Raw genomic sequence first — 19,800 nt, forward strand, 5'->3', positions numbered from 1 at the left:
TTTGGGCTCCCTAGGCGAGGACATGCGCACGGCCGGCAATGTCCAGCTGGACGATATCGCCGGGGCTGGGAAGGGCGATGCCGGATGTGCGGATCAGCACGGGCGGCAGGGATGTGTCGGGCAGGGCGACGGCGACCGTCGAGACGGCGCCGCCGAACTGGACATCGACCACGCGGGCACCGGTCTTCGGCGCGGCGTGGTCGATGGCGATGCTGATCTGTTCCGGCCGCAGCATGATATCCGCCTTGCCGGTGTGCATGCCGTCGATGGCCACGCGTCCGAGGGCGCAATCGGCAAAACCGTCGCCGACGATGGCCGGCAGGAGAACGGCATCGCCGAGGAAGAGTGCTGTTTCCCGGTCGCAGGGCTGCCTGTAAAGGGTCTGCGGCGAGCCGGCCTGGATGAGTTTTCCCTCCCGCAGCACGGCCACCTGATCGGCGAAGGAAAGCGCCTCGGTCTGGTCATGGGTGACGAGAATGGCGGTGATGCCGGCATTGTGCAGAACCCGCGCCACCGCCTTGCGCATGGCTTCGCGCAGGCCGGTATCGAGGGCGGAGAACGGCTCGTCGAGCAGCATCAGGTGTGGCTCGCGGCCGAGCGCGCGGGCGAGCGCCACACGCTGCTGCTGGCCGCCGGAGAGCTGGTGCGGCCGGCGGGTCGCCATGCTGCCGTCGAGTTCCACCATGTCGAGCAGATCGGCGACACGCTTCGCGCGGTCCGCCTTGCCGCGCTCGAAGCCGAAGGCGATGTTTTCGGCGACACTCAGATGCGGAAACAGCGCGCCGTCCTGCGAGACGATGCCGATGCCGCGCTTGTGGGCGGGCACGCCTGCCGGCCCTTCGGCCAGCAGCGCTCCATCGCAGGAGACACGGCCGCTGTCGGGGAACTCGAAGCCGGCGATGATGCGCAGCAGCGTCGATTTGCCCGATCCCGAGGGGCCGACCACGGCGGTGCGGCTGCCCGGCCTGACCGAGAGGCTGACGCCATCCAGGGCCTGGACCTCGCCGTAGCGCTTGCTGATGGCTTCAAGGGAGAGCAGCGTCATTGGCCGGCCGTCCGTTTCGATTGGGCATGGAGGAGAAGGGTCAGCGGCAGCGAGAGCACCACCATCATCGTCGCGTAGGGCGCGGCGGCGACATAGTCGATCTCGCTCGTCAGCGACCAGAAGCGCGTCGCCAGCGTCTCGACGCCGTTTGGCGCAAGCATCAGGGTGGCGGTCAGCTCGTTGGTGATGCCGAGCGCGACGAGGGCGACGCTGGCAGCCGCACCGGGTGCGGCAAGCCGCAGCGTGACCTGCCGCAGCGCCTGCACGGGCGTGCGCCCGAGCGCCATGGCGGCGCGCTCCAGCTCGACGGGCGCCTGCGCAATGCTGGCCCGGAGGCCGATCATGGCACGCGGCAGAAACAGCAGCACATAACCGGCCAGCAGCATGGCGAAGGTCTGGTAGAGCGGCAGCAGGAAGCGCACCGTGATCGAGACGAGCGCCAGCGCCACCACGACGCCCGGCAGCGAACCGACGTAATAATGGCAGGCCTCGAGAAGCCGCTGCAACCGTCCTGGCGCACGCACCGAAAGCCAGGCCATGGGAACGGCAACGACCGTCGCGAGCACGCCGCCGGCAAGCGCCAGGAGCAGGGTTTCGCTCACCGCGCCGGTGACTTCACTGTCCCAGATGCCGGTGCCGCCGAGCCATAGCCAGCGGCCCAGCGTTATCAGCGGCACGCCGAGGGTGAGGGCGGCGAGCCCCACCGGCAGGAGGAGGGCAGGCAAAGCGAGGCGGCCGAGCCGGCGTCGTTCGGCGGGTCGCGCGGCACCTGTGCCGACGCGCGCATAACGCTCATTGCCGCGCAGCAGGACTTCCAGCGCCAGCAGGAACAGGCAGCACCCGACGAGCACGCCGCCGATCATATTGGCGGCGGGGCTGTTATAGGAGGACTGGAACTGATCGACGATCGCGGTCGCCAGCGTGTCGAAGCGGATCATAGCGAAGAGGCCGTATTCCGACAGCAGATGCAGGCCGATCAGCAGCGAGCCGCCGCAGATGGCGAGCCTGAGCTGCGGCAGCACGACGCGGAAGAAGACGGCGACAGGTGCCAAGCCGAGCGAGGCGGCGGCGTCCTCAACGGCGGGATCGAGCCGCCGGAGCGCGGCGGCGACCGGAAGATACAGGAAAGGATAATAGGCGAGCACGGCGACGAAGGTGCCGCCGGCCAGGCCGCGCATGCTGGGCACGAGGCTGACCCAGGCATAACTGTGCACAAAGGCGGGCACGGCGAGCGGCGTGATCGCCAGCCATGCCCAGAGGCGGGCGCCGGGAATATCGGTGCGTTCGGTCAGCCATGCCATGGCGACGGCCAACGCAATCGACAGCGGGACCGTCAACAGTTCGAGGTAGAGCGTGCTGAGAACGAGTTCGCCGATACGCGGGCGGAAGACCAGCGTCTTCACCGTCTCCCAGCCGACATCGTAGGTCACCCAGCCGATGAAGCCGAGCGGCACGAGGCTGAACAAGGCCACCAGCCCGGCGAGCATCGTGACGGAGACATTCGGCAGCGATGCGCGTATGCGCTGGCGCGCCGGCCAAGGCCGGGCGAATGTCTGAACTGTACTATCCTGCAACAAGGCCCATGCCTTCATGCCATGAGAACGAGCGGACTGTTTCGCACTCTGCGGATCATCCGCTCCTGCCGTAAGGATTTCTTGAGTGAAAGGCAATGGTTTGCGCTGCCAAGATGTTTACCTGCGGCGTGGTGACACTGGCGCGCGACGCGAAGCGGCGATAAGTAGAGTGCGCTTGCCCAGTTTTGCGGGCGGTATCTCGGCCTTGTGAAGGAGACCATCATGACCCTGTCGATCCGATTGACCTTTGCCGCCCTGTCGCTCACGGCACTCGCTTCCGGCGCCAGAGCGCAGGATGCCGGCGAACTCGTCATCTACAATGCCCAGCACGAGGGGCTCGGCAAGGCGTGGATCGATGCGTTCACCAAGGAGACGGGCATCAAGGTCGTGGTCCGAAAGGGCAGCGACATGGAATTTGCCAATCTCATCCTGCAGGAGGGCGACCTGACGCCCGCCGATCTCTTCCTGACGGAAAACTCGCCTGCCATGGCGTTGCTCGATGCGGCCGGGCGTTTTGCGCCCGTCGACAAGGAAACACTCGACCAGGTGCCGGCGGACTATCGTCCGGCGAACGGCATGTGGACGGGCATCGCCGCGCGCTCGACGGTTTTTGCCTATGACAAGACGAAGCTCACCGAAGACAAACTGCCGAAATCGATGCTCGACCTTGCCGATCCCGCCTGGAAGGGGCGCTGGGGCGCGTCGCCGAACGGTGCGGATTTCCAGGCGATCGTCGGCGCGCTGCTCCAATTGAAGGGCGAGGATGCAACGGCGGCCTGGCTGACGGCGATGAAGGAAAATGCGACGCCCTACAAAGGCAACAGCGTGGCGATGAAGGCGGTCAATGCCGGGGAAGTCGAAGGGGCTGTGATCTATCACTATTACTGGTTCGGCGATCAAGCGAAGACTGGCGAAAACAGCGGCAATGTCGCCCTGCACTATTTCAAGAACCAGGATCCGGGCGCCTTCGTCAGCATTTCCGGCGGCGGTATCCTGAAGACCAGCACGCATCAAAAGAAGGCGCAGGCCTTCCTGAAGTGGATCACCGGCAAGGCCGGCCAGGCAATCCTGCGCGACGGCACGTCCTTCGAATATGCGATCGCCGGGGATGCCAATCCCAAGCTCGTTCCGCTCAAGGATCTGGATGCCCCGAAGGTCGAGGCCTCCACGCTCGAAAGCAAGAAGGTCGTCGAGTTGATGACGGCCGCCGGCCTGCTCTGAGACCCTTACGGCCGCGTGGCGGCGAGGCTTAAGCCCTGCGCGTCGAAGACGTGGGGCGAGCCGGTGCAGGAAAGCGGCAGGGCATTGCCGGGGCGCAGATCGGCGCGTCCCGACGTCGCCATGATCAGCGAGTTTCCGTCGCTCGTGCGGGCATGGACAAGCGTCGATCCGCCGAGATGTTCGGTGATTTCGACCGTCGCCGTCAGAACGGGATCGGCGGCGTCGATCCGGAAGGATTCCGGGCGCAGGCCGAGCGTGACGGTGCTGCCGACGTCCGGGAGATACGCGAAGGGGCCGGAGATCGTCTGCGGGCGAGCGAAGGCGGGGGAGGAGACGCGGATTTCCGCATCGCTTGCCGCCTCGATTCGACCGGGCAGAAAGGTCATGCGCGGCGAGCCGATGAAGCCGGCGACGAAGAGATTGGCGGGCCGGTCGTAGAGGTCTGCGGGTGAGCCCACCTGTTCCACCAGGCCGCCCCGCAGCACGACGATACGGTCGGCGAGCGTCATCGCCTCTATCTGGTCGTGGGTGACATAGATCATCGTCGCGCCGATCTCCTGATGGAGCTTGGCGATCTCCACGCGCATCTGCGTGCGCAGTTCGGCATCGAGATTGGACAGCGGCTCGTCGAACAGGAAGATTTTCGGCTTGCGCACGATGGCGCGGCCGATGGCGACGCGCTGGCGCTGGCCGCCGGAAAGCTGGCGCGGTTTGCGCTCGAGCAGGGCCTCGATCTGCAGGATGCGTGCCGCTTCCAGCACGCGGGCCCTGATCTCGGCCTTCGGCACCTTGTTGATCTGCATGCCGAAAGCGATGTTGTCGTAAACGGACATATGCGGAAACAGCGCGTAGGACTGAAACACCATCGCCACATGCCGGTCGGCGGGATCGGCGTGGGTCAGGTCCTCGCCGTCGATGGAGATCGTGCCTTCGGAGGTCTCCTCCAGGCCGGCGATCATGCGCAGCAGCGTCGACTTTCCGCAGCCGGACGGGCCGACGAAGACGATGAACTCGCCCTTTTCCGCTTCGATGGAGACGCCTTTGACGACCTGGAGGTTGCCGAACTGCTTAATGACATTGTCGATCGTCAGGAAGGACATGGTGTTTCGCCTGCTCTTGCCGGTTTTCACGTAGAGGAGACGGGCCGGATGCCGGCCCGTCGCGGGAAAGGTGGTCTCAGCCCCGCGCCCATTCAGGCAGCCACGCGCCGTGGGCGGCGGTCAGCTGGTCGACGAGGCTCCAGATCTGGTCGAGATCCAGCTCGGCGGCGGTGTGCGGATCCATCATCGCGGCGTGGTAGATGTGCTCGCGGTTTTCCGTCGTCAGTGCCTTCACCGTCAGCTCCTGCACGTTGATATTGGTGCGCATCAGAGCGGTGAGTTGGGTGGGCAGCTCGCCGATATAGGTCGGTTGGATGCCGTTCTCGTCGACGAGGCAAGGCACTTCGGCGGCGCAATTGGCCGGCAGCGAGGTGATGCAGCCATTGTTGCGCAGGTTGCCGTAGATGACCGAGGGCTCGCCGGTCCAGACCGAGTTCATGATGGAGGAGGCATATTCATGGCTCTCCTTCACCTCGATCGTGTCGCTGCCGGTGAGCGCGCGCGACTCTTCCTTCCAGCGGGCGATCTGCTCGACGCAGCGCTTGGGATATTCATCGAGCGGAATGCCGAACTTCTCGATCAGGTCCTCGCGGCCCTCCTTGATGAACCACGGCGTATATTCGGCGAAATGCTCCGAGCTTTCGGTCACGAAATAGCCTAGCCGGGTCATCATCTCGTAGCGCACCTTGTTGGGGCAGCGCGGGTTCCAGTGGCTGGGCTTGGGGAAGCGGCCGTCGCGGTAACCGGCGAGAAGGTCCGGATAGAGGTTGCGGTAGCTGCCGTCGGCCTGGCGATGCTCGAACTTCAGGAAGAACGCCATGTGGTTGATGCCGGCGGCGCGGTAGCGGATTTCGCTGACGGGAATGTCGAGGTCGCGCGACAGCTCATAGGCCGTTCCCTGTACCGAATGGCACAAGCCGACCTGGCGGATGGCGGGGAATTTTTCGGCGATCGCCCAGGTGTTGATCGCCATCGGGTTGACATATTGCAGCAGGATCGCGTTGGGGCAGACCTCCATCATGTCGGCGCAGATCGCCCAGAGATGCGGCACGGTCCTGAGGCCGCGCATGATGCCGCCGATGCCGAGCGTATCGGCGATCGTCTGGCGCAGGCCGAACTTTTTCGGGATTTCGAAATCCGTGACGGTGCAGGGCTCGTAGCCGCCGATCTGGAAGGCGACGACGACGAAATCCGCGCTGGCAAGGGCGGCGCGGCGATCCGTATGGGTCTCGATCGTGGCGCGCGCGCCGAGCGTCTTGATGAGCTTGCCGGCGACGATCTCGCTTTCGGCGAGGCGCTCGGGATTGATGTCCATCAGGGCGATGACGGCCTCCTTGAAGGCGGGACGATGCAGCACGTCGCCGATGATGTTCTTCATGAAAACGGTGGAGCCAGCGCCGATGAACGTAATTTTGGGGCGTCGCATGACGGATCCTCGAAAGATGATGTTTCGGTCAAGTGTGGAATGATCCACCGGCATCCGGGAGGATGATGCCGGTGGATGCGCCTGCCGCCGATGGCGCCAGGAGCGGGAGCGTGAACGCCGGGGGAGGCCAGCGCCAGTATTTTGGGCATCGTCGCATTGTCCGACGCCGAAGCGAGGCCGCTTCGGCTGAAAATGCTTTAGAACATGCCGTTGACCTGGTCGTTGGCGTCCTTCAGCAGGGTCGCCGGATCGCCCTTGTCGAGCAGCACGTTTTCCACCGCCGTGGTCAGAACAGTGGAGATTTCCGAAGCGTAGTCCGAGATCGGGAAGGGGAAGGTCGTCTCGGGTGTTGCCAGCATGACGAAGGCGGAAACGTCGAGATTTTTCGCCTTGTGCGCCTCTTCGGCCGCCGTCACGCCTTCCGGGCGCGCCGGGAAGACGACGCCGGCCTTGCCGACGATGGTCTGGCATTCCGAGCCGCTCAGATACTTCACCCACTTCCAGGCCTCGTCCTGATGCTGCGAGCCGGACCAGATGCTGTCGGCCAGACCGTTGAACATCGAGCGGCGGCCTTCCGGACCCTTCGGCACCGGCGCGAAGCCGATCTCCATCTTGGAGGCATCGCGATAGGTGCCGATGTTCCACGAACCATCCGGCACGATCGCCGCCTTGCCGGCCGCGAAGATGGCGGTGGCGTTCAGCTTGCCGGTCTGCTCCTGGCTCAGCGCAAAGCCCTTCTTCAGCGCGAGGTCGCGCTGCCAGGTCAGCGTTTCGGCAAGAGCCGGGCTGTCATAGCCGTATTGCGTGCCCCAGGCCTTGTCGATCGGCTTGAAACCATCGGAGACCGCGAGGAAGCTCCACTGGGTCTGGCCGTAGCCGTCCGTCCGGTCGGTCGCCCAGCCATAGACGGCGACCTTGGACTTGTCGAAGCCGGGCTCGTCGCCGCGCTTGCCGTTCTGGTCGAGCGTCAGATGAGCCAGCAGCTTCTCCAGCGAACCGCCATCCTTCGGGTTCCAGTCGAGGTTTTTCAGATCCTCTTCCTTGATACCGGCATCGGCGATCATCTTCTTGTTATAGACGAGCGCGATCGTGTCCCAGTCCTTCGGCATGCCCCATTGCTGGCCGTCCTTGGCCCAGACTTCGGCGAGGCCCGGCAGATAGACCTTCATGTCGACCTGATCGGCGGCGATGCGTTCGGACAGATCGACCATAACGCCGTTCGTCAGGAATTCCGGGAAGCGGCTCAGGTGGTTGACGAAGACGTCGGGGGCGGTGCCGGAGACGAAGGACGTTGTCAGCGTGGTCCAGTAATTGTCCCAGGCGTCCTGCGAGATCTTGATCTTGATGCCGGGATTGGCCGCCTCGAACTTGTCGGCGCACTGGCGATAGACGGGCGCCTGGTTGCCGTCCCACATCGTGTAGGTCAGCGTGATGTCCTCGGCATGTACCAAGGAAGGGCTGAGGCTGGTGAGGGCCGTCGTGGCGGCGATCGCGCCGATCAGGTATCGTTTCATTGGTGTCTCCTCCTTTTGATTGTCGACTTATTTCATGCCGCTCGTCTGGAGCGATTCCACGATCTGCCGGCCGAACACGACGAGCAGGGCGATGACCGGGATGATCGAGAGCACGATGGCCGCCATCAGCCCGCTCCAGTCGGGATTGCCGCGGCCGGTCTGGCTCATGAAGTCCGAGAGCGCGACGGCCATGACGCGCACGCTGGCATCGCGGCCGACGAGAAAGGGCCAGAAGAACTCGTTCCAGGACTGGATGGCGAGCAGGATGCCGAGTGTCGCAATCGGCCCTTTCTGGATCGGCAGCGCGATGCGCCAGAAGATCTGGAACTGCGAGGCGCCCTCCAGCCGCGCCGCCTCGTCCAACTCCTTCGGCGAGGACAGGAAGAACTGCCTGAGGAAGAAGACCGCGAAGGGCGTCATCAGGATGGTCGGCGCGACGAGGCCGGTGAAGGTGTTCAGAAGGCCAAGCTGCTTGACGAGAATGAAGTTCGGGATGAACAGCACCATGCTCGGGATCATGGTCGCGGCGAGAAAGGCGAAGAACAGCAGGTTGCGGCCCGGAAAGCTCATGCGGGCGAAGGCGTAAGCCGCAAGCGCCGAGAAGAAGATCTGCCCGGAGACCGTCAGCGCCGTGTAGATCACGCTGTTGCGCAGCGCGAGCATGAAGTCGATCGGCGAGGCACGGGAGGCCGTGAGCTCGATATCCGAGGGCAGGCCCATGACGCGCAGGAAATTGCCGAGCGTGAAGGTTTCGGGCGTCAGGCTCGCGGCGCTGGTATAGACGTCGCTGGGATAGGTCAGGGCGATCTTCAGCGCCATCCACAGCGGCAGCAGCGAAAGAAAGACGAAGACGGCGAGCACGAGATAGCCGAGTGCGGCCTGCGGGGTGATGGTCTTCATGGCCGCCTCCTCAGGTGAGATCCGACTGATCCGCCTTCAGCAGCCGCATCTGCAGCAGCGTGACGAGGATCAGGGTGACGAAAAGCACGACGGAGATTGCGGAGGCATATCCCATCTTGTTGAATTTGAAGGCGTTCTCGTAGATGTACCAGAGAATGACGCGCGTCGAGTTGGACGGTCCGCCGGCCGTTGCCACCGCGATGACGTCGAAGACCTGGAAGGAGCCGATGAGGCTGGTTACCAGCACGAAGGCGAGCACGGGGCGCAAAAGCGGCAGCGTGATGCGGCGGAACATCGTCCATTCGCCGGCCCCCTCCAGCCGCGCGGCCTCATAGAGATGGCGCGGGATGGCCTGCAGGCCGGCATAGAAGAGCAGCGCGGTCAGGCCCGTATGGCGCCAGGTCGAGATGGCGGCCACCGAGACCATCGCCTGGTCCGGCGAGGCAAGGAAACCCTGGCGGCCGATGCCGACCATTTCGAGGAAGCCGTTCACCAGGCCGAGGATCGGGTCCAGCATCATCAGCCAGACGAGGGCGGCGACGACATTGGAGATGAGATAGGGCGCGATGATCACGGCACGCAGCGATACAGCGCGGGCGAGCCTGTCGGACAGTACGGCGAGCAGCAGGCCGAGCACCGTCTGGATCGGAATGTTGTAGAGCACGTAAGCGAGCGTAACCCAGGCGGAATGCCAGAAATTCTCGTCGCCCAACAGCTTCGCATAGTTGGCAAGGCCGATGAATTTCGGTGCGCGCATGAGGTTCCAGTCGGTCAGGCTGATCTGGACCGCGCGGAGCGTCGGCAGGAGATAGAAAACGAGGAAGCCGACCAGCGCCGGGGCGACGAACAGGAGGCCCGTCAGGGTTTCCTTTCGCCGTCTCCGGGCGCGTGACATACCGGTGCCCGCCTTCGTCATGGTTTTCCTCCACTGACTGACACGTGTTACTCCTCAAGAAATTCATTACTAACACGTGTTAGCTTTGAATAGCTGGAGGATATTCCTGTTGTCAAGCACGCAGACAGGCGCTACCTCTCGGGAAGGGCGAAGAGATTGAAGGCGCTCGGAAAAAATTGCGCCTGGTGAGCTCGGGGAGTGGAATGGCAAGCAACCGCATGACCAGTCACGATGTGGCCCGTCTGGCCGGCGTGTCCCGTGCCACGGTCTCCCTCGTGCTCAACCGTTCGGAAAGCGTGACGCTGAGCAAGGAGACGCGCGAGCGTGTGATGCAGGCCGCCGCCGAGCTTGGCTACAAGCCGAATTCCGCCGGCCGTATGCTCGTCAGTGGACTGTCGGAAACGATCGGCCTCATCGTCTCCGACCCGTCGATCCTGCTCGTCGACCAGTTCATTCCGCAGGTCCTCTACGGCATCGAGAAGGCCAATCGGCAGATGGGCTTTCATGTGCTGGTCGAGGGGCTGGAGCCGAGCGGCGAGGCCGGGGCCTATGACAATCTGGTGGAATCGCGCCGCATCGACGGGCTGATCGTCGTCAACCCTCGTGCCGGCGACCGGGCGCTGGTCTCGCTGATCGAGAAGGATTTTCCGCTCGTGCTCGTCGGTTCGGTGCGCCATCCCGCCGAGGTTTCCGTTACCTTCACCACGCGCCGCGTCATCGGCGAGGCGATCGACCACGTGGTCGGTCTCGGCCATCGCCGCATCGGCGCCATCACTTTTTCGCCGCGGGATTTCGTATCGACCAATGCACGCCTGACGGCGCTGTCCGGCGGGCTGGCCCGACACGGGCTGACACTCGACGAGGACGCAATAGGCGACGGAAATTTCAGTCCCGAGAGCGGCTATCTCGCGGCAAAGGCCCTGCTCATCCGCCGGCCCGACCTGACGGTCCTCTTCGCCGGCAACGATACGATCGCGATCGGCGTGCTGAACGCCGCCCACGAACTCGGCCGCCGCGTGCCCGCCGACCTCTCCATCGTCGGCTTCGACGACCTGCCCTTCGCGCGCTGGCTGACGCCGCCGCTCACCACCATCCGCACGGATGGCGTCAGCCAGGGCAAGCTCGCCGCCGAAATGCTCTTCGCCCGCCTTCACCGCCGGCCGCTGGAAAACACGCGGGTGCGCATGGAGCCGCAATTGGTCGTGCGGGAATCGACGCAGGCGGCGCCCAAGGGCTGAATGCTCGCGATCAGCCCCGAGAGCCGAAATGCCGCTCGAAGGTGAAGAGGGATGTCGGCAGCGATGAGCCGCCATCCAGCGCGAGATCGGACAGGATTTCGCCGATCACGCTGGTGAATTTGAAGCCATGGCCGGAGCAGGCGGAGGACACCACGATATTGCGGTGGGCCGGGCTGAAATCGATCAGGAAATCCTCGCTCGGCAGCATCGTGTAGCGGCAGGTCGTGGCGCGCATGCGCGTGCTGGCCACCTTCGGCAGGCGTTTGCGGGCGAAACCGTCGAGCAGGGCGGTATCGGCCTCGTTGACCGGCGGATTGGCGGCCGTCGGATCGATCGGCTCGCGGAAATGTGCATGGCGGCCGATCTTGACGCCATCGATACCGATGGCCGGGAACCCGAAATAGGAACCGTTCTCGCCCTCGTCGCGCAGGAAGCAGGGCATGCGGCTCGGCTGGGCGGCAAAACCGTCCTCCGGCTGATACCAGGCGACGACCTGACGGATCGGCACGGCATGGGCGGCGAGCTCGGGGACGAGTTCGGCAATCCACGCACCGGTCGCGACGATCACTTTTCGCGCCCGGTATCGGCCGGTCGTGGTGAGGATATCGACACCGTCTTCGTACGGTTCGATCGCCGTCACCCGCTCGCCGAAATGCAGTTCCGCCCCGTCTTCCGCCGCAAGCTTGAGATAGCCCATGATCGCCGCCTCGGGCCTGATATAGCCGCCCTGCGGATCGAGCAGCCCGATCTCGCCGTCCTCCAGTGCGAAGGCTGGGTAGCGCCGCGCCATCTCGGTCTTGTCGAGAATTTCATGCGCCAGGCCGTGCAGGTCGCAGGAGGCCTTCGTGCCGCTGACGATCTTGCTGTCGGGCCGGCCGATCTGCAGCACGCCGGTGACGGTCAGGATGTCCGCCCGCAGCCGCGCTTCCAGCGACCGCCAGTTTTCATAGGCGCGCCGCAACAGCGGCACATAGGACGGATCCTCGAAATAGCCGAGCCGGATGAGCCGGCTGTCGCCATGCGAGGAACTGAGCGCATGGGCGGGAAAATGCGCTTCGATGCCAAGCACACGTGCACCGCGCGCGGCGGCAAAGGATGCCGCCGCACTTCCCATGGCGCCGAGGCCGATGACGGCGATGTCGGACTCTGCGGGCATGGGTCCCTCCCGGTCAGGCTGCCGGCTTTTCGTCTGCGATCAGGGCTCTCAGCGTCTCGATATCGGTGCCGAGCGGCCGGTCGTCCTCGTAATGCGCCACCCTTGCCCGGACCATGGCATGCAGCATCTCCGTGCCGGCGGCGCGGTTGCCCGTGCCGGTCAGGAAATCATGCGCCTGGGCCGCCGCCATCAACTCGATGGCCAGGATGTGTTCAGCATTGTCGATGATCGCGAGCAGTTTGTTGGCTGCCGCCGTCGGATGCGCGAGGAAGTCCTCCTGAAGGCCGGAGGTAATGCCGCCATCCATGGCAGCGGGCGCGGCCAGACGGCGGTTTTCATTGCTGAGTGCCGCTGCGGTATATTGCGCGATCATGAAGCCGGAATGGCTGCCGGCGTCGCTGGCGAGGAAGGGCGGCAGGCCGCTGACCAGCGGATTGACCAGCCGGTCCATGCGCCGCTCGCTCATCGCCGCGATCTGTGCAATCGCAATCGCCAGGCTATCGGCCGCCTGTCCCAGCGCGGGTGCCACGGCGTGGGCCTGCGAGGAGACGACGGGCTGTTCCGGCGTTCCGGAGACCGCAGGATTGTCGGTGACCGAGGCGAGTTCGCGATCGACGACCGCGCCGGTCTGCTCGAACACGTCCCAGGCTGCACCGTGCGCATGAGGAACCGCGCGCAGGCTGAGCGCATCCTGCGTGCGCTTGCCGATGGCCGCCGCGATCAGGCCGCTGCCGGCAAGCCGCGCCCGCAGCGTCGCACCGACCTTGGCAATCCCCGCGGACGGGCGAAGCGCCAGAACGGCCTCGTCGAAAGCCGCCATCTGGCAACCGACCGCTTCGAGCGTCAGCGCGGCGATCGCATCGGCCCATTCGAGCAGGTGCTCGGCACGCGACAAGGCGAGCGTGGAGAGACCCGTCGCGCAGGCCGTGCCGTTGACGAGGCTCAAACCATCCTTGGCCTCCAGCACCAGCGGCGCGAGGCCGATGGCGGCGAGCGCCTCGCGGCCCGTCATCCGCTTGCCGCGCACGACGGCATGGCCCTCGCCGATCAGCACGAGGGCGATGTGCGCATTGTGGCTGAGATATCCGGCCGACCCCCTGGAGGGCACTTCGGGAATGCAATCCTCAGCCAGAAAGGCCGCGAGGTGGCCGACGACAACAGGACGTATGCCCGAATGGCCATGGCTGAAATTGGCGATCTGGGCGGCGATGATCGACCGCACCGCGCGCGGCGGTAGAAGCGGGCCGACGCCGCAGGCATGGCTGAGCACGATGTTGCGCGACAGGCGGCTCTGCGAGGCCACATCGACGACCGTATCGGAAAGCGCGCCGACGCCCGTATTGACGCCGTAAGCGCGCATGCCGGCGGCCACAATGGCATCGACGATTTTTCGCGCGTGCGCGACGCGGGCGGTGGCCCGGTCGGAAAGGACAAGCGTGTCTCCCGTGCCGATCCGAGCGACCTCCCGCCAGGACAGTCCGCCGTCGAGAACGACGCTCATTGTTCACCGCCGAAGTGGCCGATGAACTGGCGGAAGGCCGGCGATGCGCCGCTGCCGAACATGTCATCCGGCGTGCCGCTGCTGTCGACAAGGCCCTGGCGCATGAAAACGACGCGGTTGGAAACGTTGCGCGCAAAACTCATTTCGTGCGTGACGACAAGCATCGTCATGCCCTCTTCGGCCAGCGCGCGCATGACGCGCAGCACTTCGCCGACCAGTTCCGGATCGAGCGCCGACGTCGGCTCGTCGAACAGCATGACCTTGGGCTTCATGGCGAGCGCGCGGGCAATGGCCGCGCGCTGCTGCTGGCCGCCGGAGAGATGGGCGGGATAGGCATGGCGCTTGTCGGCGATGCCCACCTTTTCGAGCAGCGCTTCCGCCTCGGCGATGCATTCGGCCTTCGGGCGCTTCAGCACATGGACGGGACCTTCGATGATGTTCTGCAGGATCGTCATATGGGACCAGAGATTGAAGCTCTGGAACACCATGCCGAGTTCGGAACGGATGTGGTCCACCTGCTTCTGGCTGGCCGGACGGCTCTGGCCGTTCTTGTGCACCATGCGGATCTGCTCGCCATCGACGAATATCTCGCCGTCGCTGGCCGTTTCCAAGAGGTTGATGCAGCGCAGGAAGGTCGATTTGCCGGAGCCGGAGGCGCCAAGCAGCGAAATCACGTCGCCGTCTTCGGCGTCGAGCGAAATGCCCTTCAGCACCTCGTGATTGCCGAAACTCTTGCGGATATTGCGGACGGAAAGGCGGGTCACACCAGGCATCGGGGGTCTCCCTCAGGCTTTGACGGCCGACGGCGAGGCCGCGCGGCGATGTTTGGAGAGCGAATATTCAAGCAGCGCCATGCCCTGCAGGATCAGGAAGTTCAGCACGAGATAGATGAGCGCCGCACAGAGGAAGACCTCCATCGTGCGGTAGGTCTGCGAAATCAGCCGTTGGGCGACGCCGGTGACTTCCCAGACGGTGACGAGGGAGGCGAGCGCCGTCGATTTCATCATCAGCACGATTTCCGTCGAATAGGCCGGAAGCGCATGGCGGAAGGCGATGGGCGCGATGATGCGGCGGACCAGCAGGAAACCCGACATGCCGATGGCGCGGGCCGCCTCGATCTCCTTCGGCGAGACGGCACGGATGCCGCTGCGGAAGATTTCCGCCGAATAGCCGGCCGTGCAGAGCGCGAGCGACAGGACGGCGCAGACAACGGGTTCACGCAGGAACGGCCACAGGAACGAATAGCGGATGACGCCGAACTGGCCGAGCCCGTAGAAGACGAGGAACATCTGGATCAGGAGCGGCGAGCCGCGGAAGACGAAGATATAGCCCTTGGCGAAACCGGACAGGATCCGGTTGCCGGAAACCCGCATCGTGACGATCACCAGCGCCAGAAGGCAGCCGAAGAACACCGAGAGCGAGAAGAGGAGAAGCGTCATGGGCACGGCCTTGAGGAGCGTGACCATCGCGGAGGAAAGGAAGGCGATATCCATCAGGCCTGTCCCATGGCTGCGGTCGGCATGCTGCGGTTGGCGCGCCGTTCGGCGCGGTTGAACACCCGGTCCGAAAAGCTGGTGAGCACCAGATAGAGAATGCCGCCGACGATGTAGAAGAGGAAATATTGCCGGGTCGAGCCGGCGGCCACCTGGCTGGTGCGCATCAACTCGGCAAGGCCGGTGACCGAGATCAGCGCCGAATCCTTCAGCGTGAGCTGCCAGACATTGCCGAGGCCGGGAATGGCGTAGCGCAGCACCTGGGGCATGACGACGCGCCGCAAGCGCAGCCCGCGGTTCATGCCGATCGCCGAGGCCGCTTCGAGCTCGCCCTTGGCGATGGCGAGATAGGCGCCGCGATAGACTTCGGCCTGGTAGGAGCCGGAGATGATGCCGACGGCAAGCGCCCCGGCCGCGAAGGACGGCAGGCCGAGAAAGCCCTCATAGCCGATCCACTGGCCGACGGCGGTGACCGCAGACGAGCCGCCGAAATAGATGAGATAGATGATCAGCAGTTCCGGCACGCCGCGAAACACGGTCGTATAGACATTGCCGAGGCCGACCAAAAGCGCATTGCCCGATAGTTTGGCGGTCGCCACCACGGTGCCGAGCACGGCCCCGATCAGAAGCGCGGTCGCCGTCACCGCCAGCGTCATCAGCGTGGCGACCAAAAGCAGCGCGCCCCACCCATTCTGGCCGAAGCCCAGCAGTTCCAAACTTGCCATGTCCGTTTCCCGTCGATTGCGGCATCAAGCAAATGCGATACGGACCTCCGGCAGCGTTGCCGGAGGCCGCGATCGCGACGACGTATTGCGCGGCTTATTCCGCCGGGCTGACGTCGACCTTGAACCACTTCATCGACAGGTCTTTCACGGTTCCATCGGCCAGCGCCGACTTGATGGCCTCGTTGAACTTGTCGCGCAGATCCGTATCCGCCTTGCGGATGCCGAGACCTTCGCCTTCGCCCCAGATCGGGCCGACGATTTCCGGACCGGTGAAGGCCAGCGCGCCGTTCGCCGCGGCAAAAGCGTTGCCGAAATAGACGGCATCGTCGAAGCCGAGATCGATACGGCCGTTCTGGAGGTCCAGATCGCGCTCTGCACCGGTCTTGTACTCACGGATTTCGGAGGTCGCGCCGAAATTGTCATAGATGAACTTCGCATAGACGGTCGCGGCCTGGATGCCTATCGTCTTGCCGGCGAAGGCTTCCTTCAGCGCGTCGATTTCCTTCACGCCGGTCTGGCCTGCCGTCATCTTGATAATGGCGCCCGTTCCGGCCGCCTTGGCCAGCGGGCTGTCGGCCGCCGTCGCAAAGGCCGCCGGGGTTGCGGCATAGGGAATGGTGAAGTCGATGATCTGCTTGCGCTCTTCGGTGATCGACAGCGCGTCCATGATCACGTCGAACTTGCCGGCGTTCAGGGCCGGGATCATGCCGTCCCAGTCGGAAGCGACTAGCGTGCATTCGATCTTGGCGCGTTCGCACAGCACCTTGGCGAGTTCCGGCTCGAAACCGCCCAGCGTGCCGTCGGCATTGGTGAGGTTCCAGGGCGCATAGGCGCCTTCGAGCGTGATCGTCGCCGTCTTCCAGTCCTTGGCGAGGGCCGGGGCGGAGAGCGCTGCCAAAGCAGCCGCGCCCGCAAGAATGATTTTCCGCAGTTCCATATGAAGACTCCTCTGAGGTTCGTTGATCGTCGTTGCCTGCCGATCTGCGCCGGCTTGCCGCCATCGCTTGCGCTCTGGGGAGGTTGTATATGGTACCATAAGAAAAAATTTGTGTTATGCAAGATGGAAGTTTAGATTTTTGGAAATTGAGCGGAATACCGAAGGGTGCGGCGATGAAGCGTGGCGGCGAAATGCGCAGGGAGTTGGCGGCGAACGACGCGACGCCCCTTTATGCCGGCGTCAAGCAGATCATCCTCGACCGCATCCACAGCGGTGAATGGCCGCCGAAATACCGCGTGCCCTCGGAAAACGAACTGGTGGCTGAACTCGGCGTCAGCAAAATGACCGCCAACCGGGCACTGCGGGAACTGGCAAATGAAGGCGAGCTCGTCCGCATCCAGGGCATCGGCTCGTTCGTCGCCGAGCGCAAGGGTGTGTCGGCACTGTTCGAGGTGCGCAACATCGCCGAAGAGATCGCGGAACGCGGCCATATCCACGAAGCCAAGGTGGTTGCGCTGGCAAAAGCCTCGGCGCCGCCGGATGTTGCGGACGCTTTGGGGTTGGAGATCGGCGCGCCGGTCTTTCACTCTCTCATCGTTCACAGCGAGGAGGGGGTGCCGGTCCAGATCGAGGATCGCTACGTTCATCCGGGTGTCGCGCCTGATTATCTCAGTCAGGATTTTTCCGTCATTACGCCCAATGCCTATCTTTCGGCCATCGCGCCGCTCAGCGGCTCTGAGCATGTCGTCGAGGCGACGGTGCCGCAGCCTTGGGAATGCAAGCTGCTGATGATCCTGAAAACCGAGCCCTGCCTGATGATTCGCCGCCGGACCTGGTCGGATCGCAACATCGTCTCGACCGCCCGGATCATTTATCCCGGCCAGCGCTATCGGCTGGAAAGCCGCAGCGGAACCATACCAGTTCCGTGATTGTATATGGAACATGGCGTTTTACACATAATTCGCGCGCCGGATAGCCGGCACGCGGCATGGCGGGGCGCGAAAGCGCCGGTTTGCCAGCTTTACCGCAATCCCAGGCCGATATTGACGATCGCCAGCAGGGTGACGACGACAAAGGCGGTGGCGAGGATCGTCGTCTGAATCCAGCGCCGGTGTTCGGCCGTGTCCGCGGGGGCGAGTTGCACGGCCATCTCGATCTTGCCCGGCGAGGCCATGAGCAGGAACGCGGCGGCGACATTGTGGATAGCCATGAACCATAGCACATCGACGCCGAGCGAGCGGGCGATTTCCGCCTGCGTGGCGGCGAACATGGCGTTGGCGCCGCTGTTCGAACCGGTGACGAACCCGCCGATCGCGCCGACGAACGGGGCGGCGGCGAGATAGAGCGGGCCGGCGCCGGCCAGGGTCTGCGCCAGAAAGGCCGCCATGCCCGAGATCGCCATCAGCACGCCCAGCAGGATGAACAGGCCCGTGACCGGCGCAACCTGCCGCCAGGCGGTCCATGCGCGCCGCACCGGCTGCGCGGCTGGTCGCCCTCGGGCAAACCATCCGGCCGCGATGAACAGCCAGAGGGCGGGCGATGCGATATAGCGCCAGCCTTCGGACAAACCGGCAAGCTTCACGATCAGGCCTGCGGCCAGCACCCCGCCAAGCAGGACGCCATAGGCGCCAAGCGACCTGCGGCCGGAAGGGCCCAGGGATAGGGTGTCCTGCTGGCGGCCGCGCAGCAGATGGAAGGTGATCATGACGAGCGCGCCGAGGGCGCCGGCGGGTGCCGTGCCGAACAGCGTGTTGGCCACCGTGACCGCGATCGTCAGGGCCATGCCGGAAAGCGCGCCTTGCAGGACGGCGGTGCCCCGGTTTACCGGTGGGCTGGCAAGCCATGCGGCGACGACGCCGGAGACGACGAACGGAATGAGGCTGATGACGCCGGAGACGACGCCCAGCGTGGGGAAGGGAACGCCGGCCATGGTGGCGGCGATCAGGGTTCCCGGACCCATCGAGCCCCAGGGGACGGCGCACAATCCGAGCAGGCCGATAACCACCACCTTGCGCGCCGGCAGGCCGAAGTAGGCCAGAAGCGGAATGCCGATGGTGACACCGATGCCGAACCCGGTGAGCGATTCGGCAAAGGGCGTGATGCCGTGCACGACGAGCAGGATAGCGCCGACGCCGTGCCCCGCCCGTCCACGGATCCACTTTGCGAGCGAAGACTGTCCGCCGGCATCGCGCAGTACCTCGGAGAGCAGCAGGCCGCCGGCGACGATCAGCAGGACCTCCGCCATGATGGGCAGCCACCGCATCGCGGCGGCGGCCATGCCGTCGGCGGGGATCGGGAAGGCAAGAAGGATCGCCAGAATGGCCGAGCCCGTGCCGAGAAGGGCGGCGTGCAGAGACCTCGCACCGAAGGAGAGGGCGAGGATGGTGGACAGAACCGGTAGTGCGCTTAGGATGAGGATCATGGGAAATACCAATATTGCATATATGCAAATTATTTTGCCTATATGCAAAAGTCAATGATCGAGGTGACTTTGGAAACGGAAACACAGGAGCAGGACATCCGCTTCGGCAATGCGGTGCGCACGCGCCGCACGCAGCTGGGCGTGACGCTCGATCAGCTTGCCGAAACCAGCGGCGTTTCGGCGGCGGCGCTCTCCCGCGTCGAGCGCGGTCTTCTCAGCCCGAGCCTGCGCAATGCGCTGGCAATCGCGCGGGGTCTCGGATGCGAGATTTCAGAGTTGGTCGAACGGGAGAGTGCCGAAATCATCCGGGCCGGCGAGAACCTTCGTTTCTACGATGAAGCGACGGGGATCGAGCGGCTCGCGCTGGCGCGGCCGAGCCCGGATATCGAGCTTCTGGCCTACACCGTCCCGCCCGGTGCCGTGTCGAGCCGGTTTGCTGCCCACAAACCGGGGAGCCGGGAGATTTTCCATATTCTGTCCGGCCGTCTCGAAATCCATGCACAGGAAACGGTGACGCTGGAAACCGGCGATACCGTCGTTCTGCGCGTGGATTGCGAACATTGGTTTGCCAATGTCGGAGATGATCCGGTGCGTCTCATCCTGACGATCCTCGGCCCTTGAAACAGCGCCCTCCGGGCACTGCCGAAACGGCC

The 19,800-nt window shown here is 64.6% G+C and carries 18 protein-coding genes; 4 read left to right on the plus strand and 14 right to left on the minus strand.

Annotated features, from left to right (window positions below):
* Positions 1-10 precede the first annotated feature (10 nt).
* Together AC27VQ_RS02655 and AC27VQ_RS02660 are read right to left on the minus strand one after the other, a co-directional pair.
* Complete coding sequence (locus AC27VQ_RS02655) at positions 11-1,045, minus strand: ABC transporter ATP-binding protein (RefSeq protein ID WP_488715096.1); 1,035 nt, start codon at positions 1,043-1,045, stop codon at positions 11-13.
* Positions 1,042-2,532, minus strand: coding sequence for an ABC transporter permease (locus tag AC27VQ_RS02660; RefSeq protein WP_488715247.1), 1,491 nt, complete (start codon positions 2,530-2,532; stop codon positions 1,042-1,044). The genes AC27VQ_RS02655 and AC27VQ_RS02660 overlap by 4 nt, the downstream gene beginning before the upstream one ends.
* Positions 2,533-2,841: 309 nt before the next feature.
* Here AC27VQ_RS02660 and AC27VQ_RS02665 point away from each other — a divergent pair, with 309 nt between their 5' ends.
* A complete protein-coding gene (locus AC27VQ_RS02665; protein WP_488715097.1) occupies positions 2,842-3,840 on the plus strand; it encodes an iron ABC transporter substrate-binding protein in 999 nt (332 codons plus the stop codon).
* A 5-nt stretch (positions 3,841-3,845) separates the two neighbouring features.
* Here the strand turns inward: AC27VQ_RS02665 and AC27VQ_RS02670 are convergent, their stop codons facing one another.
* From AC27VQ_RS02670 to AC27VQ_RS02690, 5 genes are all read right to left on the minus strand, one after another.
* Positions 3,846-4,940, minus strand: a complete 1,095-nt coding sequence (locus AC27VQ_RS02670) for an ABC transporter ATP-binding protein (protein WP_488715098.1) — start codon at positions 4,938-4,940, stop codon at positions 3,846-3,848.
* 76 nt (positions 4,941-5,016) lie between these two features.
* The gene (locus AC27VQ_RS02675; protein WP_488715099.1) at positions 5,017-6,366 is read right to left on the minus strand and encodes an alpha-glucosidase/alpha-galactosidase; all 1,350 of its coding nucleotides are present in this window, start codon (positions 6,364-6,366) and stop codon (positions 5,017-5,019) included.
* 197 nt (positions 6,367-6,563) lie between these two features.
* A complete protein-coding gene (locus AC27VQ_RS02680; protein WP_488715100.1) occupies positions 6,564-7,880 on the minus strand; it encodes an ABC transporter substrate-binding protein in 1,317 nt (438 codons plus the stop codon).
* Positions 7,881-7,907: 27 nt separating this feature from the next.
* Positions 7,908-8,780: a carbohydrate ABC transporter permease gene (locus tag AC27VQ_RS02685; protein ID WP_421592768.1), complete on the minus strand. Its 873-nt coding sequence runs from the start codon at positions 8,778-8,780 to the stop codon at positions 7,908-7,910.
* Positions 8,781-8,790: 10 nt separating this feature from the next.
* Positions 8,791-9,696 (minus strand): carbohydrate ABC transporter permease, encoded by a 906-nt coding sequence (locus AC27VQ_RS02690; protein WP_488715101.1) that lies wholly within the window; start codon positions 9,694-9,696, stop codon positions 8,791-8,793.
* A 182-nt stretch (positions 9,697-9,878) separates the two neighbouring features.
* On the opposite strand from AC27VQ_RS02690, the gene AC27VQ_RS02695 reads away from it, so the two are divergent.
* Complete coding sequence (locus AC27VQ_RS02695; protein WP_488715102.1) at positions 9,879-10,913, plus strand: LacI family DNA-binding transcriptional regulator; 1,035 nt, start codon at positions 9,879-9,881, stop codon at positions 10,911-10,913.
* A 10-nt stretch (positions 10,914-10,923) separates the two neighbouring features.
* Here AC27VQ_RS02695 and solA read toward each other — a convergent pair whose 3' ends face one another.
* The 6 genes from solA to AC27VQ_RS02725 all read right to left on the minus strand — a co-directional run bounded on the left by solA (position 10,924) and on the right by AC27VQ_RS02725 (position 16,725).
* Positions 10,924-12,069, minus strand: coding sequence for an N-methyl-L-tryptophan oxidase (gene solA, locus AC27VQ_RS02700; RefSeq protein ID WP_488715103.1), 1,146 nt, complete (start codon positions 12,067-12,069; stop codon positions 10,924-10,926).
* A 13-nt stretch (positions 12,070-12,082) separates the two neighbouring features.
* Positions 12,083-13,570 carry an HAL/PAL/TAL family ammonia-lyase gene (locus AC27VQ_RS02705; RefSeq protein WP_488715104.1) on the minus strand — a complete coding sequence of 496 codons (1,488 nt, stop codon included), beginning with the start codon at positions 13,568-13,570 and terminating at the stop codon, positions 12,083-12,085.
* The gene (locus tag AC27VQ_RS02710; RefSeq protein ID WP_488715105.1) at positions 13,567-14,343 is read right to left on the minus strand and encodes an ABC transporter ATP-binding protein; all 777 of its coding nucleotides are present in this window, start codon (positions 14,341-14,343) and stop codon (positions 13,567-13,569) included. Before AC27VQ_RS02710 ends, AC27VQ_RS02705 begins: the two co-directional genes overlap by 4 nt.
* A gap of 12 nt (positions 14,344-14,355) precedes the next feature.
* Positions 14,356-15,063, minus strand: a complete 708-nt coding sequence (locus AC27VQ_RS02715) for an ABC transporter permease (RefSeq protein ID WP_488715106.1) — start codon at positions 15,061-15,063, stop codon at positions 14,356-14,358.
* On the minus strand, positions 15,063-15,788 hold the full coding sequence (locus AC27VQ_RS02720) for an ABC transporter permease (protein ID WP_488715107.1): 726 nt from the start codon (positions 15,786-15,788) through the stop codon (positions 15,063-15,065). The genes AC27VQ_RS02715 and AC27VQ_RS02720 overlap by 1 nt, the downstream gene beginning before the upstream one ends.
* Positions 15,789-15,882: 94 nt before the next feature.
* Entirely contained in the window at positions 15,883-16,725 is an 843-nt protein-coding gene (locus AC27VQ_RS02725) for a transporter substrate-binding domain-containing protein (RefSeq protein ID WP_488715108.1), read from the minus strand.
* 173 nt (positions 16,726-16,898) lie between these two features.
* On the opposite strand from AC27VQ_RS02725, the gene hutC reads away from it, so the two are divergent.
* Complete coding sequence (hutC, locus tag AC27VQ_RS02730) at positions 16,899-17,654, plus strand: histidine utilization transcriptional repressor HutC (RefSeq protein ID WP_488715109.1); 756 nt, start codon at positions 16,899-16,901, stop codon at positions 17,652-17,654.
* Between the two features lie 92 nt (positions 17,655-17,746).
* Here hutC and AC27VQ_RS02735 read toward each other — a convergent pair whose 3' ends face one another.
* A complete protein-coding gene (locus tag AC27VQ_RS02735; RefSeq protein ID WP_421592778.1) occupies positions 17,747-19,147 on the minus strand; it encodes an L-lactate permease in 1,401 nt (466 codons plus the stop codon).
* Between the two features lie 54 nt (positions 19,148-19,201).
* Between AC27VQ_RS02735 and AC27VQ_RS02740 the strand changes: the two genes are divergently transcribed.
* Positions 19,202-19,768: a helix-turn-helix domain-containing protein gene (locus AC27VQ_RS02740; RefSeq protein ID WP_488715110.1), complete on the plus strand. Its 567-nt coding sequence runs from the start codon at positions 19,202-19,204 to the stop codon at positions 19,766-19,768.
* Positions 19,769-19,800: the final 32 nt, after the last annotated feature.

The sequence above is a fragment of the Shinella sp. 20P9.1.1 genome, assembly GCF_057798995.1.

Bases quoted from the DNA above. Each gene is read 5' to 3' on its own strand.
- AC27VQ_RS02655 (WP_488715096.1), bottom strand. From the start codon at position 1,045: ATGACGCTGCTCTCCCTTGAAGCCATCAGCAAGCGCTACGGCGAGGTC.
- AC27VQ_RS02660 (WP_488715247.1), bottom strand. From the start codon at position 2,532: ATGCTCGCCGGGCTGGTGGCCTTGTTCAGCCTCGTGCCGCTCGGCTTC.
- AC27VQ_RS02665 (WP_488715097.1), top strand. From the start codon at position 2,842: ATGACCCTGTCGATCCGATTGACCTTTGCCGCCCTGTCGCTCACGGCA.
- AC27VQ_RS02670 (WP_488715098.1), bottom strand. From the start codon at position 4,940: ATGTCCTTCCTGACGATCGACAATGTCATTAAGCAGTTCGGCAACCTC.
- AC27VQ_RS02675 (WP_488715099.1), bottom strand. From the start codon at position 6,366: ATGCGACGCCCCAAAATTACGTTCATCGGCGCTGGCTCCACCGTTTTC.
- AC27VQ_RS02680 (WP_488715100.1), bottom strand. From the start codon at position 7,880: ATGAAACGATACCTGATCGGCGCGATCGCCGCCACGACGGCCCTCACC.
- AC27VQ_RS02685 (WP_421592768.1), bottom strand. From the start codon at position 8,780: ATGAAGACCATCACCCCGCAGGCCGCACTCGGCTATCTCGTGCTCGCC.
- AC27VQ_RS02690 (WP_488715101.1), bottom strand. From the start codon at position 9,696: ATGACGAAGGCGGGCACCGGTATGTCACGCGCCCGGAGACGGCGAAAG.
- AC27VQ_RS02695 (WP_488715102.1), top strand. From the start codon at position 9,879: ATGGCAAGCAACCGCATGACCAGTCACGATGTGGCCCGTCTGGCCGGC.
- solA (WP_488715103.1), bottom strand. From the start codon at position 12,069: ATGCCCGCAGAGTCCGACATCGCCGTCATCGGCCTCGGCGCCATGGGA.
- AC27VQ_RS02705 (WP_488715104.1), bottom strand. From the start codon at position 13,570: ATGAGCGTCGTTCTCGACGGCGGACTGTCCTGGCGGGAGGTCGCTCGG.
- AC27VQ_RS02710 (WP_488715105.1), bottom strand. From the start codon at position 14,343: ATGCCTGGTGTGACCCGCCTTTCCGTCCGCAATATCCGCAAGAGTTTC.
- AC27VQ_RS02715 (WP_488715106.1), bottom strand. From the start codon at position 15,063: ATGGATATCGCCTTCCTTTCCTCCGCGATGGTCACGCTCCTCAAGGCC.
- AC27VQ_RS02720 (WP_488715107.1), bottom strand. From the start codon at position 15,788: ATGGCAAGTTTGGAACTGCTGGGCTTCGGCCAGAATGGGTGGGGCGCG.
- AC27VQ_RS02725 (WP_488715108.1), bottom strand. From the start codon at position 16,725: ATGGAACTGCGGAAAATCATTCTTGCGGGCGCGGCTGCTTTGGCAGCG.
- hutC (WP_488715109.1), top strand. From the start codon at position 16,899: ATGAAGCGTGGCGGCGAAATGCGCAGGGAGTTGGCGGCGAACGACGCG.
- AC27VQ_RS02735 (WP_421592778.1), bottom strand. From the start codon at position 19,147: ATGATCCTCATCCTAAGCGCACTACCGGTTCTGTCCACCATCCTCGCC.
- AC27VQ_RS02740 (WP_488715110.1), top strand. From the start codon at position 19,202: ATGATCGAGGTGACTTTGGAAACGGAAACACAGGAGCAGGACATCCGC.